This is a genomic window from Pseudoalteromonas luteoviolacea, from assembly GCF_000814765.1.
GTDB classification, from domain to species: domain Bacteria; phylum Pseudomonadota; class Gammaproteobacteria; order Enterobacterales; family Alteromonadaceae; genus Pseudoalteromonas; species Pseudoalteromonas luteoviolacea_H.
The window spans coordinates 167,644-182,315 of sequence record NZ_JWIC01000004.1; the positions used below are offsets into that span (position 1 = coordinate 167,644).

Here is a 14,672-nt window from a genome sequence, read left to right on the forward strand (position 1 = left end):
ATGAACGTGCTGATACTGGGATGTGGGGAGGTCGGACAGGCCTGTGCGCAAAGGCTGTTGATGGATCATAGTGTAGAAAAGTTAACGCTGCACTGTAAGTCTATGCAAAGGCGCACAGCGTTGACAAAAGAGCTGGGTCAAGAAGATGGCGTTGATATCATTCATTTTGACATCTTCTGCAATGAAGGTTTTGACAGACTATCGGCGCTAATTCAAACGTTAAAACCGGATTACATCATTGATTGCTTACCGGTTGGCAATATCTTGGTGCCAATATTTAAAAATACGTCGCTCGAACAGGCCTCAGAAATGATGTTTGCGTACTTTAATTGCTTAAAAGCGGCATTTGAACACGGGGTAAAGCGTATTCAAAAGGTGTCAAGTGGGGGGGCTGGTGGTTTGGGGATCAGCTGCCCTTACCGACATGGATTATCGACGATCAGTGGCGGAGACCTGTTGTTGTGGAAAATCTATTTTAATGGCGCACTGCATCAACTGCTGATTAATTTACATGAAAGTGCGCATGCTTCTGTCGGACTGACTATCCCAAGGGCTTTGATAGGGTATGAGGCCACTGACGAGGCACATATTATTGGCTGTGGAGATAGTACCGTCTACACCCGTACTGAGTTGGAGCTTTGCGCTCATCCGAGTCAGTTTGGCTTCATCACCAAAGAAGATGTTGCAAGATCTACACTGAATTCACTCTTTTCAACGTGTTTTGAGCAAGACTGTATCACTCAAATGTGCCGAGCAGGGATCAATCAATCTTCACACAGTGCGCAGCTACTCGAGTCGCTAACGCAAGATATGGCCCTGCACGAGCAGTCGGCTGGGATCAGTGTGATTTCTTTGGGATCGCTTGGCAATCAAGTAACTAAGGACATGATTGAATTACTGTTAGCCATTGAATGGCAGCGTGGTCAGTATGACCAAAGCATGGATCCTCGCACGTTTATCAGTAGCCGCGGCTATTTTAGTCAAGATGTCCTAAATCATTTTGAGTTTAGCTGTGGTGCTGTTGATGGCGACAGGCAAATCGATCACTCGCTATGCAATCTCAACCACTGGCACGCCTTGGCATTACGGCATACCTCAAACTCAGAATTAACGACAAAACATATAGGCCGTTATTTAGCTGCTATCTATCAACATAAAGGAATTGAGAAAAAATGAGAGATTTCACGACCGAAGAATTAGAAAAGCTATCCGTTGATGGCTACAAAATATGGCAAGAATTAAAACATAATCAGACGCTTAATCGTGATGAACTGAATAAACTCAAAGATGAAAAGTTTGTCAAAATGGTACGCCACGCATATAACAATGTGCCCATGTATCGCGCTAAATATGACCGTCATGGTGTAGACATTGATCAGATCAAAGGGGTTAAGGATATTGCCAAACTCCCCATCATTGAAAAAGATGATCTGATAGATAACTTCCCTCATAACAGCCTCGCTGAGGGCTACACCCTAGACAATGTACAAACGGCTATTACCGGTGGGTCAAGTGGTAAGGTTGTGCGTGTAGCTTATAGCGACGATACCATGATTGAACGTGTTGTTACTGCCTATCGGATCTATCACATGATGATGGATGGTTACCCAGATCACTATCGTCAAACTTATGTTTACACTGGTGTTTATCCATTTGCTTCTCTACCAGAAGGGCGCTTTCCTCTGACGCATATTTGGACCCTAGATAGTGTAGAAGACTCTCGCGAAAAACTGGTGGCGTCAAAACCACATATGTTGACGCTTTACCCATCCAAACTGAAAGATATTTTGACAGGTTTGAATCAAGCCGATATTGAGGCCATTCGCACTAATTTGAAATGTATTAATGTGAAATCAGAAATGTCTCTACAGCAAGAGCGTGATCAGTGGAGTGAGATTTTTGGTGTACCTGTTTTGGATGAATATGGTTCTGAAGAGCTTGCGGGTACTGTGGCTGCACAGTGTCGTCACGGTGGTTACCATATTTGGGAAGATATCAACATTGTAGAAGTGGTTGATGAGCATGATCAAGTGATTGAAGACGACGAATTGGGCGAGCTCATTGCGACCAACCTGTATAACTGGGCGATGCCGATTATACGTTATCGTCAAGGTGACATGATCCAGTTAAAACCGGAAGGCGAAACGTGTGCCTGTGGCCGCATCTTCAGACAAATTGGTGACTTTAAAGGGCGCAGCAACTCCAAGTTTAAAACCCGTGAAGGTAAGGAATACTCCCCAGGTTATCTGTTGGATGTCGGCTATACACGATTAATGAAATACGGGGAACATTTGGCATCGTGGCAGTTGATCCAAGATACACTAGACAATGTGTATTTTGATTGTATTCCGACGAGCAAAATGACTGACCAAATCAAAGGCGATATTGCCAGTGAGATAGATAGCCTATTGCACAATAATTTTGATGTCACCGTTCGGTTTGTTGATGACATTAAAATTACCCCGCGCGGTAAACGTAACCAAATAATTTCAAATCTTTAAATGAGCGGAGTTGCCGAGTATGTTGTATTTTTACCAAGCCGCTTGTGAGATTGATCAAGAGATCCAAGAAAATCTGGTCAACAAGCTCAAGGATAATTTTCACAGACACCCACGTATTGGGTATGTTGATGAGGTAATAAGAGCGCTGCCACAAAAAAAGTTTGCTGATGTGATCAATGCACTGACGTTATTGGATGAGCGTTTTCAGCAACAACTGCATCAGATAGGGAGTGCGGATGAGCAATCATTATGGATGCATGAATTGTTGTTGGAAGTAGATACTCATATAGGCACTTTTGGTCTAGATCCTCAACAGACCGGTAACTTACTTCGTTATGCATTACGGGGCATGGTATACCATCATATTATTGAGCATGGCGAATATCTGCTCCCTCAGCGTTACTCTGAGCCACTTACTTATATACATCGTTCAACAATGGAGCATCGCATTTTTCAATATGCGTGTTTTCAGCAATCCTGTGGTTTGAGTCATGAGCAGCTCACACTTTGGTTGTGTGAGTTGATTGTTATTTATAAACAAGCCGTATTGGCATGTTGTTTACTCCTCAATGATCAGCAAGTTGACTTACTTAGTGCTGATCTAGCGTGTTTTAACTCAGCACATTATGAGTCATTTGTACGTGTCGGACAGGATGTCGACTGCATTAATGTGGTAGAGCTCAAAGGAACTGTAAAGCGTTTAACACAGTACTCAGACTTGTACTGGAATCTGGGCGCTCTTTATGGATTACGCGCATTCATCTGCCACTTAAATGTGCACTGTGATGTGTTACCTCATGCAAGCCTATCGGGCGATAACCCGCTGATCAGTTTAATTGAGGCTGAAATTAGCAATGAAGAGACGTTAGCTGCTGCCTACAACAGTGCTCAACAAGTACTTAATAAGTTAAATCTCGCGACGAAGAGCAACCGCTAAGAAATTAGTCAAAGTTATCCAAAAGGAATGAATTATGATCCACGAAAACCTAGAGTCAGGCGACTCAGTCTCAGAATATTCTAAGCATACAACGGCTGTAGAATGGATTGAAATGGGATATTTAGGGGTGATTTCATCACAACAAGATGCGCTCAATAAGCGAGGCCATATTATTGATTATGGTTGCGGTCCTGGCTTTTTTGCCGCTTACCTTGCTGAAGAATATAAACAAAAGATCACCGGTGTAGATATCTCTCAAGAAATGATCAATCACTGTGAAAATGAGTATACAAATAAAGACCTGTCCTTTTACCAAGTAGGAGAAAATAAACTCGCATTTGCTGACAGTAACAGTATCGATGGGGTTGTTTCTTGCTACGTATTAATGCAGGTCCCATCACATGATGAGCAGATAGCAATCTGCGAAGAAATTTATCGAGTGTTAAAGCCTGGAGCAAAATTTACCATGTTGACAATGAATCCGGCATACACCGGTGTTCAATTTGATTTTTTGCGTAATGGAGACGCTGGCCGAGTTTATTCTGCAGGTGAGAAAATGACAACCGAATTGCAGACTGATCACGGTACGTTAGAACTTGAAGATGTCTATTGGCCGACTCAGTATTACCTAAATGCTTTCAGTCGCGCAGGATTTTCTCATATCAAGTGCGTCGAGCACTGCCCAGCATTTGGTGACAATCAAGATAAAGCGCAATTTTTAATTGTCGAAGGCATAAAAGCATCTTAATAGGGAATAAGTCATGGAATTTAATAATACCATCCCTGAGTTGGTTTGTCGGGACATCGATAGCAGCTTGTCTTTTTATACTCAAAAGCTTGGTTTTAAAGTGTTGTTTGAACGTGAGGAACAAGGTTTTTTCTTCTTGTATAAAAACGATATTCAACTGATGTTGCAACAACTTGGCGAAACCGCTTGGATGAGTCATAGCAATGATACACCGTTTGGTAATGGTATGAACATCGCGTTTAAGGTAGAGAGCTTGGATGATCTTGATTGTTCTACTCCATCTGAGGACATATTTCTTGAAACTGAAACCATTGAATATCGTGTACTTGATGGGGTAGCCAGTGTGAATCAAGTGATATTTCGCGATCCAGATGGATACTTAATCCGATTTGTAGAACAAGTGAATCAATAGCAGCAAGGTTAAGAAGGAGCGTCGAATGTTGAGCAACTTAAAAGAGATTGGGCAGGATCCAATCATGAAGTTAATGGTTGAATTTAGTCAAGACCAAAGGCCTGAGAAAATAGAGTTAGGCATTGGTGTATACAAGGATGAGACAGGTAATACCCCAATTATGTCAGCGGTGAGTAAAGCTCAAGCGGCGCTTCTGGATTCACAACATTCAAAAGCTTATTTAGGGCTTGCTGGAAATCAGGCGTTTAATGAAGCGACCAAACACTTAATTCTTGGCGGTAGTGGTGCATTTGGTCGAGCAAGTGCTTTGCAGACGCCAGGTGGCAGCGGGGCGCTTAGGCTGTTTGTTGAGCTGGCGAAACAGCTTTGCCCACAGGCGAGGATATGGTTACCTAAAGAGACCTTCCCAAACCATCCTTTAACTGCGGCAGCTGTCGGGGTTGAGGTGATTTATTATCCTTATCTCGATCCGTTGACCCAAACAGTAGATGAACCTGCAATGTTGGCAGCACTGAGTGAAGCGAGTGCTCATGATCTCGTTTTAATACATGGATGTTGTCACAACCCAACGGGTGCAGATATCACATTGGAGCAGTGGCAGGCCTTAGCTGAACTGGCTCATCGAAAAGGGTTTATGCCTTTAATTGATCTCGCTTACCAAGGATTTGGTGAGGGGATCTCTGAAGATATTACTGGACTGCGGCTGCTGGTTAATCATCTAGAGAATGCGTTTATCTCGGTATCCTACTCAAAAAATATGGGACTGTATCGAGAGCGTACGGGATGTGCTATTGCTGTTGGTAGCAGCACAACTCGATCAGAGCTTATTAAGAAACACTTGCTACAGATAGCGGGCTGCTCTTATGCCATGCCACCTGATCATGGTGCAGCTGTTGTTGCTGAGATCCTTGGTGATCAGCAGTTATTCAGTCTGTGGCAGCAAGAACTTGGCGAGATGAGAGATAGATTGAAGCTGCTGCGATTAAAGCTGGTCTTATCGCTGAATGAGCTGGGCAATACACAGTTTGACTATATCAAGCAGCAAAGCGGATTATTTTCGCTCACGGCATTGAATATAGAGCAAATTGAGCGACTAAAATCAGAATTTGGGGTTTACATTGTACCTGGTGGCAGAATAAATATTGCGGGTGTTGGGTTATCTCAATGTGGCTATTTAGCCTCCGCGATTAATCACGTAGCAAACACCAATTAGTTGTGTAATACACGCTTTGAATAAGGAAAGATAGGAATGTCACACACCATTCTTACAGGAGATAGGGCGACGGGTCCGTTACACTTAGGTCATTATGTGGGTTCATTGAAACAGCGTGTCGACTTGCAAGCGCACAATCAACAATATGTATTGATCGCGGATCTGCAAGGGTTAACAGACAATGGGTTAAATCCATCTAAGGTGTCAAACAATATTTTAAATGTATTGGCTGACTACCTTGCTGTTGGGATAGATCCTGAGAAGACAACAATTTGCCTACAATCGGCGTTACCGGCATTGGCAGAATTGACGATGTACTATGCAAATTTGGTGACGGTCTCCCGGTTAGAGCGCAATCCTACGGTTAAAGCGGAAATCGCCAGTAAACAGTTCGGGCAATCTATACCCGCTGGATTTTTGACTTACCCAATTAGTCAGGCGGCGGATATAACCGCATTTAGAGCGGATAGCGTACCAGTTGGTGATGACCAACTGCCTATGATTGAGCAAACCAATGAGATTGTCAGAAAAGTAAACCGAGTAGCGGGTAGGGATATATTGGTTGAGTGTGCCCCTCGGTTAAGTAATGTAGCACGACTACCCGGTGCAGATGGTAAATCGAAAATGTCTAAATCATTGGGGAACGCACTCACGTTAGGTGCAACAGAGGACGAGATCAGCGCAACGGTTAAAATGATGTACACAGATCCTGCCCACTTGCGAGTCGCTGATCCCGGTAAAATAGAAGGGAATGTGGTGTTTACTTACCTAGACGCATTTCACCCCGATATCGATCTGGTACAAGGGCTAAAAGCGCACTACATGCGAGGTGGTTTAGGCGATAATAAAGTAAAATCGATTTTAGAAGAGTGTTTACAAGAGACGCTACGACCGATCCGTGAACGTCGTAGTCGCTTCTTAGCAGACAAAGCGATGTTGATTGACATTTTATCTCGGGGCACTGCACAGGGCGTCGTCAAAACCAATGAGGTACTGTATGAGGTTAAGCAGGCATTTGGATTGAATCTATTACAGTAAGCGCATGGTGGCCATCATCATAGATGATGGCCAATTGAAGTTAAACGGATAAATTCAGTGCACCGGATATGATGGCTTTTGAAATCGTCTGGTAGCGATTGTTTGCATTGAGTTTTGCGCCTGCGTTTTGTAAATGGAATAAGACGGTACGCTCTGAGCAGCAGAGGATTTTTGAAATTTCCCAGCTACTTTTGCCTTCTGCCGCCCAAGTTAGGCACTCTGTTTCTCTTTTTGTCAAAGTGGTATCACTGACGGAAGGTTTTGAGTCGATGCGCTTTAACGCATCTTGCAAAGCTGGCACAATGAGTTGAACAAGGGGGAGTGCCCTATTAAATTTTGACACACTGTCACTTTGCTGATTTTTCAGTGCAAAGCTTATCATGCCAAATTCTCCTAAATTGTTATGAAAGGGGATACTGAACCCAGACTGTAAACCTGCTTCATGGGCTTTTTTTATCACTTGTAGTTCTTGTTTCGAATAACGCTTATCTTTTTCTAAATGAGACCAGATAATTGGTAAGTAATTATCCATAGAATAACGGACTATCGGATCGACTTTAACAAGCCCTGTATCATCATAATATTGCCGCCAACTCTGGGGGTAATTATCTAGAATAAGTACATCAGAACGCGTAATTGATTGTGGCATAATAAGGCCGATTAAGAAGTAATCATATTCAATGATGTCTAGGAGGCGGCCCAAAAGCGCTTTGACGTCTTCTAATGTGGATGCAGTCTTTAACTGCTCAATAATTTCGAAGGTACTCTGCATAACCATTTTAAATACTTCTAATTGAGATTTGGTAACTAGATGAAATTAACCATCTCTTTGTACATGAGTGAAAGCGCGCTCAAGGTCGAAATCACTAATATTGTATACCGACTTTGTTTTTGGCTAATTAACCGCGATACAGGCTGACCAAAAAAGTAACCTAGGTACATACCCGGTACTAAACATAGGCCTAAATACAGTGACATTGTTGAAAAATGCCCAGTCAACGCCAGTGCAGCGATAGAAAGCAAAGACGAGAATACAAACGCGACGGCAAGGTTAGCTCTCACAAACGGGGCACTTTGAAATTGTAAAAGGAGTGCCAAGGGGGGGCCGCTGAGTCCTGCTAAGGTGCTCATCACACCTGCAACTAAACCACTTGAACACACATTCAACCGAGTTAATGCAAAAGAGCTGGTCATAAAACTTAACACGACACCAAACAGCACAAGTATCGAAGCAATGGTAGGGAAAGCTTGACTATTAATATTGAGTAATACAAGCGTACCGATTAGTGTTCCAATGAACAGCCCTATACCAGTATTGCGAATATGGAAGGTGCTCAAGTGTGCTCTTTCTCTATGCGCCATAAAAATGGTGAGGAATAAGTAAGCAAAGAGGAGTGGACCCGGAATTAATTTGGGCTCAATAAAGCCCAGTAATGGGATCGCGACCAGTCCGGAACCAAAACCGGCAGAGGCTTGCAAAAATGAGCCTGTTGCCATAATTAAAGTTATGAGAATAATATCAACGACGCTTAAATCCATAAAAGCATTCCAATCCTTACAATGCGTTTATTTGAAAAAAATAAATATTCTCAGGTATTTATTGGGGGTAATTCACCTAGAGAAACATGCGATATGCCGTCTTACTTTAGTGCTTAAGTGGACGGTAATGAGTTATAAATTACCGTAATAGGTATGAAGTGTCCATTGATCAGGCACGTGGAAAACGGCTTGAATCTCATCTTTTTTTTATAGATTTTATACTCTATTGATTTTACATGATTTTTATTTATACCCTGCACGAATAATTTTAATATTTTATCGATTGATAGAATTTTTCACATAATAACTAGACCAGAAATAATCTGGTCTTTATTTCAAAAAGTAATAACTGTGTATAAAAAATCGTTTTATTTATTCAATAAATCAGCTCTATTAATTCCAATTGGTGAATTAATTATTTAAATGAGATGTTATGCATTAAAGCCAGTAGAGACATCTCTCCAAGTTGCATCGACTCCTAATGACTTATCAATGAATTAAAGTATGTGCTTGCAGGTTGTTGGTATTTTTAACTTCATAATTTCGAATAGTTTTTGAAAAATGTATGTAACTAATCTGACCTATTAGTGAAATAAAAAAGTCATTTTTAATCCGTAGACTTGCGCCTGCTCACAATTGATTATGTTTTAGGAACATTCTAATGAAAATAAAATTTGCTGCGCTCGCAGTGTCTATTGCTTTGCTTTCAGGTTGTAATGACGATAATACAAACACCGTAGAAGTCATTAAAGAAGTCGAGGTGATTAAAGAGGTTGAAGTTAGCCCTGCACCGGTTACTGCTGTTAAAAATGTGATTCTAATGATTGGTGATGGTATGGGACCGCAGCAAGTTGGTTTGTTAGAAGAATATGCCCAGCGTGCGCCTAACTCTGTTTATAACAGCAAAAACAATAAAACCGCATTATCCAAGTTGGCCAATCACGGTCACTTAGGTTTGTCTTTAAATGCGCCCCATGGATCCTCTGGTAGTTTGGTGACTGACTCAGCCTGTTCTGCAACGCAGTTGGCAACAGGTATTGCGGCTGGCTCTGAAATGATAGGCTTAGATACCGAGGGTAATAAAATTGCGACGATTTTAGAAAAAGCCAAAGCAATGGGAAAGGCGACAGGTTTAGTATCTGATACGCGTATCACCCATGCAACGCCCGCTGCATTTGCAGCACACCAGCCACATCGCTCTTTAGAAAATGACATTGCTACAGAGCTTATTTCGTCGGGTAATGTCGATGTTATGCTCTCGGGCGGTGCACGTGCATTCTTACCTAAAGATGTGCATGAAAATGAGGAGGCCAAAGCGCAGCTTGCTGAATTGGGTATGCCTGCTGACATGTATTCAAATTCCAAACGAGATGATGAAGATAATCTGGTTGTTCAGGCAAAAGAGCAGTATGGGTATCATTTGGCATTTGATAAGTCGCAATTGGCCGCTACTGAGGGTGAGAAGCTGCTAGGTCTGTTTGCAAATTCAGGTATGGCAGATGCGATTGCATATAAAAAGTGTCTGGCTGAGAATACATGCACACAGCCTTCATTAAAAGAGATGACAGTTAAAGCGCTCGATATTCTTTCTAAAGATGAAGATGGTTTCTTTTTAATGATTGAAGGCGGGCAAATAGATTGGGCTGGTCATGCCAATGATGCAGGCTGGATGCTTAATGAATTACTGAAATTTGATGAGGCCGTTGAGGCTGTCTATGCGTGGGCCAAAGAGAGAAGTGATACGCTGGTGGTTGTTACCGCGGATCATGAAACAGGCAGTTTTGGTTTCAGTTATACGACGCACAATAAGCCTGAAACAGGGGTACATTTACCTGGTGATGGCATGGGTGAGCATACTTATAAGCCAAAGTTTAACTTTGGTCCGCTTGAGCAATTAGACAAGCTGTACAATCAGACGGGCACGTTCTTTAACGTCATGGCTGATGTAAATGTTAATAATGACTTTAGCAATAGTACGGATCATCAGTGGCAAGAAGCTATCAAGAATAACACCGCGTATGAGGTCAGCATTGAAGAGACTGCGATTATGCTCGAGACGAAAGGCGTCGATAGTGAAAACAGACCTTACCCTGCTTTTTCAGATTTTTCAGACTTTTATGTATATGGAAAAGATGACTTTACCGGAAAAATTGGCCGAGTGCTTGCCAAGCATCAAAATGTTGTATGGGGAACCGGAACGCACACCGCGGCACCAGTGCCAGTATACGCATTTGGACCAGTGGGTGTCACTCAACAGTTTTCAACACTGCAACACCATGTAGATATTGCCAATAAGATGATGACGGCACTGGGTGTCAACGAATAACTCACTCAATCCAAACGTCCAAAGCCATCTAAAATGATGGCTTTTTTGGCTAATGTCTATGGGTCGTAAGGAAATCAATAAAGGCAGATTTGGGCAGTGGCTTACTATAAAAATAACCTTGGCCAAAATCACAGCCTGCTTGTTTTAATAATTCATGCTGAGTTTCCGTTTCAATGCCCTCGGCGATGACCTTAAGCCCAAGTTGATGTGCCATTAAAATCATGGTTTCACACAGCACCAGATCATCTTGATTGTGTTCAATACCGTCGACAAAGCGCTTATCTATCTTAATAAACTCTGTATCCATTTGTTTGAGGTAGGCAAGAGAAGAATAGCCTGTACCAAAGTCATCTAAAGCAATAGCAAAGCCTTGTTGGATCAGTTTTGTTAAACGTTTTTGGCTACGTCCTTCGCCTTGCATCATTAATCCCTCCGTTATTTCTAGCACCAGCATATCGGGTGTCAGTTGGTGTTTGGCGAGTTGCTGTTGCCATGCTAACAATGTGGTATGTTTTGCGCTGAATTGGATCGGCGAAACATTAATGCTCAGTTGTATGTACTTGTTGAGTGTTCTCGTTAGTTGTAATACCTGAACTGCCTGATCAAATGCAAATTCACCGAGTTGATGGATCAACTGGGTCTCTTCTGCAAGAGGAATAAACTCAGCTGGACTTATCATACCTTTGTCTGGATGTTGCCAACGGATAAGTGCTTCTGCTTTTGTAATTTGTTGAGTGTGCATCGACACAATAGGTTGAAAATGCATTTCGAATTGGTTTTGTGTCAGAGCTTGGCGCATATCTTTGAGTAGCAGGATCCGTTGCTCTGCTTGCTCTCTGAGCTCGGCGCTGAAAAGTGCGAAGCCATTTCGGCCTATTTGCTTGGCTTTGTACATGGCTTGATCCGCTGCTTTTAATAGCTGCTCGGTGTTTTCACCATCTTTAGGTGCTAGGGCGATCCCTATACTTGCAGCGATATAGCAGGTTTCATTATCCAATTTGAATGGGGCTTTAAGTGCCTCCAAAATATTTTCTGCGAACTCTGAAGCACAATGTTGATCGGCGCAACGATCGTATATTAGCACAAATTCATCGCCACCAATTCGAGTTAATCGCGCCGATGATTCAGTCAGCTTCTTGAGCCGCTTTGCGATGTCTTGTAGCAGTAAATCACCGTAATAGTGGCCTAATGTGTCGTTGATATCTTTAAAGTGATCAATATCGAGCAGTAAGACGGCAAAGTTATGTTCCGGTAAACCAAAAAGTGTATTAAGTTGCTTTTTTAGGCTGGTGCGATTTGGCAGATCAGTCAGCTCATCAAAGTGGCTTTGACGCCATAATTGTTCATCCTTTTGCTTTTTATCAGTAATGTCAGCAAAAATACCGACTCGGCGATAGGGTTCATCATGTTCGTCGTAGACGGTATCTATGGTGAGCCATTCCGTATACAGCTCACCGTTTTTACGTTTGTTGATGATCTCACCTTGCCATTTTCCCGTGGTGACAAGCGATTGCCAAAGTTGCTCATAAAAGCTCGCATCATGACGACCTGAGCTGAGTAGCGAGGTCGTTTTGCCAATAACTTCATGTTGTTCATAGCCTGTGACTTGTGTGAAAGCGGGGTTGGTATCGAGAATATATCCCTGTGCATCTGTGATCACCATACATTCACTGCTGTTGTTATAAGTCATCGCCGCTAGATTAAGTGCTTCCTCTTGCTGCTTCTTTTGACTTATATCACGCATTATCAAGATGGCTTCGCCATTATGTTCAATTCGTTTTATTCGGATCTCAAAGACTTTTTGGTATCCATTTTCTTTATGCACATATTCAAAATATGTACTGGGTTGGTTGGGCAGCATCGCCAGTGCTGCTTTAATACGAATATTTATGTGGTTTGGAAAAACCTCTTGTATGGTTTTTTTATTACTGACCCTCTCGCCATGACTATCTAATATCTGTGCACTTTTGCTTAATCGCAGATAGTTGTCAGGGAGGGCTTGGATCAGCGTATTCAGCTCAGCATGTTTATTATATGCAATGGTTTCAGCATCAAGTCGTACGGCTGCCATTTGGTCAAAATGTACCGCTAGCTTGCCAAGCTCTGCTGGCATATCTTTTTGTTCTAATTTTTGTGCTTTACCATTTGCCAGCGCGCCAATGGCGTTACTGAAATTATTCAAAGGGATTAATAGCGAACGGTTTAATTGAATACGTCCAAACCAACTCAACATGAGAATCGTCAATAAAAACAGTACAGTCACCAGCAAAAACTGCGTATTAACTTCATGTAAGACGTCTTCAAAGGGAAAGTCGAAATAAATGTTGAGCTCTGACTGCGGTGCTTGCAGGGGCAGCCTGAAATAGACATGATGAAATCCATTTTCATCTTCTATGGTTTGTATTGCGTGCAATTTTAAGTCGGTAGGCCAATCATCGCTTACAGAGCGGCCCAATGGCTTGTTTGAGTAGGGGTATTCAGCAACAATTTGTGCATAGTTGTCAGCGACCATCACACGCGTGCCGATAGGTAGCGGTAAGTGAGACAGGGACTCGCTCCAATTGGTGAGCCTTCGCACCGCAAAGATGATCATCTTTAATTGGTTGTTTTGATAGACAGGTTGAGCAAAATTCAAAGTTTCAGTGTAGACGCTGCGATCTTGCTGATATTCGCCAATACTAAACGCGCCCGTAGTAATGGCTTGTAGAAAATAAGCGCGATCTGCAATGCTGATTGGGGCTTTGAGCGGCTGTAAAGAGCAAAACACATGACCATCTGGGGTTGCTAACCCAAAGTTTGCAAACTCTTGATTTATCAACAATGCATGTTCTAGTAACTGTGGACAGCCTTGTTGCTGCGTATCTAATAATGCAGGGTTTTTTGCTAAGCTTTGCAGTAGATATTGCGCATCAGTAATATCCACTCGTTGCAAAGTTGCAATTTGGTTGGCGAAAAACAACGCATCTTGTTCTTTGCTATGCAAAATATCGGAACGCTGTGCAACTAAAAGTGCAAATACCGCTAAAAACCCGGGAATAGATAGCACCAGCATTAGTCTAAAAAAACGTTGTTTTATTGATGAATAAAGAATAGTCACGTCTCAATTTGTAAATACATGTATATGATAACCGCGACTGTGTAAATCGCCAAACCTAAGTATTACATATCTATTTTTCATCCTATCTTTGATTGGTTTATAGCTTTTTTAGCGTATTGTATAGAGAAGTATTTTTCATTCTTGAGATAATTGCTTTTCGTAAATTTAATATTAATCTGCGCATTATTTTGATGTATCCCCACTTTTTACCACATGAATCATAAACTTCTTTGAAAGCCTCATTTTTTCTGGTTTTTTGCTTGTTTATAAAGGCCCTCTTAGCTTGACAAAATGGCTTGTCAAGCCCTAGACTTGTCAATTGTGGTAGAATGTGGGTTAAAGTGGATCAAATTGGATCAATATGTACATTTCTTAGCTTATAAGGCTGTGGCTAGATGTTTCGCGGTGCGAACTTAATTAGCCTCGATGATAAAGGGCGATTTTCGATACCGACAAAGTATCGCGACACCTTATTGTCTGAAGAAATGGGCACGGTTATTTGTACCATTGCGATTAATGAACCTTGTCTTTGGGTATATCCACTGTCTGAATGGCAAGATATTGAAGCGCGTTTACAAAAACTATCAAATACAAATCCACGTGTTAGGCGGTGGCAAAGAATGCTACTGGGGCACGCGACTGAATATCAATTAGATAAAAACGGTCGTATTTTATTGGCGCCTGCGTTACGCAGTTATGCCAACCTAGGCAAGAAAGTAATGCTTGTAGGCCTATTAAATAAGTTTGAGATCTGGGATGAGGCGCGCTGGAACGAACAAATGCAGCTCGATACAGAGATTGAGCGCAGCGGCGACGTTGAAGACAGCTCAGATCTTGATGGTTTTTCTTTATAGAGTATAG

The 14,672-nt window shown here is 42.1% G+C and carries 12 protein-coding genes; 9 read left to right on the forward strand and 3 right to left on the reverse strand.

What is annotated here, in order from left to right; all coding sequences use genetic code 11:
• From JF50_RS03880 to trpS, 7 genes are read left to right on the forward strand one after another with little or no spacing between them, the layout of a single operon-like run.
• Positions 1-1,176 carry a hypothetical protein gene (locus JF50_RS03880; protein WP_152614453.1) on the forward strand — a complete coding sequence of 392 codons (1,176 nt, stop codon included), beginning with the start codon at positions 1-3 and terminating at the stop codon, positions 1,174-1,176.
• Entirely contained in the window at positions 1,173-2,501 is a 1,329-nt protein-coding gene (locus JF50_RS03885; protein WP_039608194.1) for a phenylacetate--CoA ligase family protein, read from the forward strand. Before JF50_RS03880 ends, JF50_RS03885 begins: the two co-directional genes overlap by 4 nt.
• Before the next feature lie 19 nt (positions 2,502-2,520).
• Complete coding sequence (locus JF50_RS03890; RefSeq protein WP_039608195.1) at positions 2,521-3,438, forward strand: hypothetical protein; 918 nt, start codon at positions 2,521-2,523, stop codon at positions 3,436-3,438.
• A gap of 34 nt (positions 3,439-3,472) precedes the next feature.
• Positions 3,473-4,186: a class I SAM-dependent methyltransferase gene (locus tag JF50_RS03895; RefSeq protein WP_039608196.1), complete on the forward strand. Its 714-nt coding sequence runs from the start codon at positions 3,473-3,475 to the stop codon at positions 4,184-4,186.
• A 13-nt stretch (positions 4,187-4,199) separates the two neighbouring features.
• Positions 4,200-4,598 carry a VOC family protein gene (locus JF50_RS03900; protein ID WP_039608197.1) on the forward strand — a complete coding sequence of 133 codons (399 nt, stop codon included), beginning with the start codon at positions 4,200-4,202 and terminating at the stop codon, positions 4,596-4,598.
• Positions 4,599-4,623: 25 nt separating this feature from the next.
• Positions 4,624-5,811, forward strand: a complete 1,188-nt coding sequence (locus tag JF50_RS03905; RefSeq protein ID WP_039608198.1) for an aromatic amino acid transaminase — start codon at positions 4,624-4,626, stop codon at positions 5,809-5,811.
• Positions 5,812-5,847: 36 nt separating this feature from the next.
• Positions 5,848-6,849 carry a tryptophan--tRNA ligase gene (gene trpS, locus JF50_RS03910; protein WP_039608199.1) on the forward strand — a complete coding sequence of 334 codons (1,002 nt, stop codon included), beginning with the start codon at positions 5,848-5,850 and terminating at the stop codon, positions 6,847-6,849.
• A gap of 40 nt (positions 6,850-6,889) precedes the next feature.
• Here the strand turns inward: trpS and JF50_RS27490 are convergent, their stop codons facing one another.
• Positions 6,890-7,627 carry a helix-turn-helix transcriptional regulator gene (locus JF50_RS27490; RefSeq protein ID WP_052262125.1) on the reverse strand — a complete coding sequence of 246 codons (738 nt, stop codon included), beginning with the start codon at positions 7,625-7,627 and terminating at the stop codon, positions 6,890-6,892.
• Between the two features lie 29 nt (positions 7,628-7,656).
• Complete coding sequence (locus JF50_RS03920) at positions 7,657-8,388, reverse strand: sulfite exporter TauE/SafE family protein (RefSeq protein WP_039608200.1); 732 nt, start codon at positions 8,386-8,388, stop codon at positions 7,657-7,659.
• Positions 8,389-9,049: 661 nt separating this feature from the next.
• Here JF50_RS03920 and JF50_RS03925 point away from each other — a divergent pair.
• Entirely contained in the window at positions 9,050-10,714 is a 1,665-nt protein-coding gene (locus tag JF50_RS03925) for an alkaline phosphatase (protein WP_039608201.1), read from the forward strand.
• 49 nt (positions 10,715-10,763) lie between these two features.
• Here the strand turns inward: JF50_RS03925 and JF50_RS03930 are convergent, their stop codons facing one another.
• Complete coding sequence (locus tag JF50_RS03930; protein WP_235423395.1) at positions 10,764-13,811, reverse strand: EAL domain-containing protein; 3,048 nt, start codon at positions 13,809-13,811, stop codon at positions 10,764-10,766.
• Between the two features lie 395 nt (positions 13,812-14,206).
• On the opposite strand from JF50_RS03930, the gene mraZ reads away from it, so the two are divergent.
• Positions 14,207-14,665, forward strand: a complete 459-nt coding sequence (gene mraZ, locus JF50_RS03935) for a division/cell wall cluster transcriptional repressor MraZ (RefSeq protein WP_039608202.1) — start codon at positions 14,207-14,209, stop codon at positions 14,663-14,665.
• Positions 14,666-14,672 lie beyond the last annotated feature (7 nt).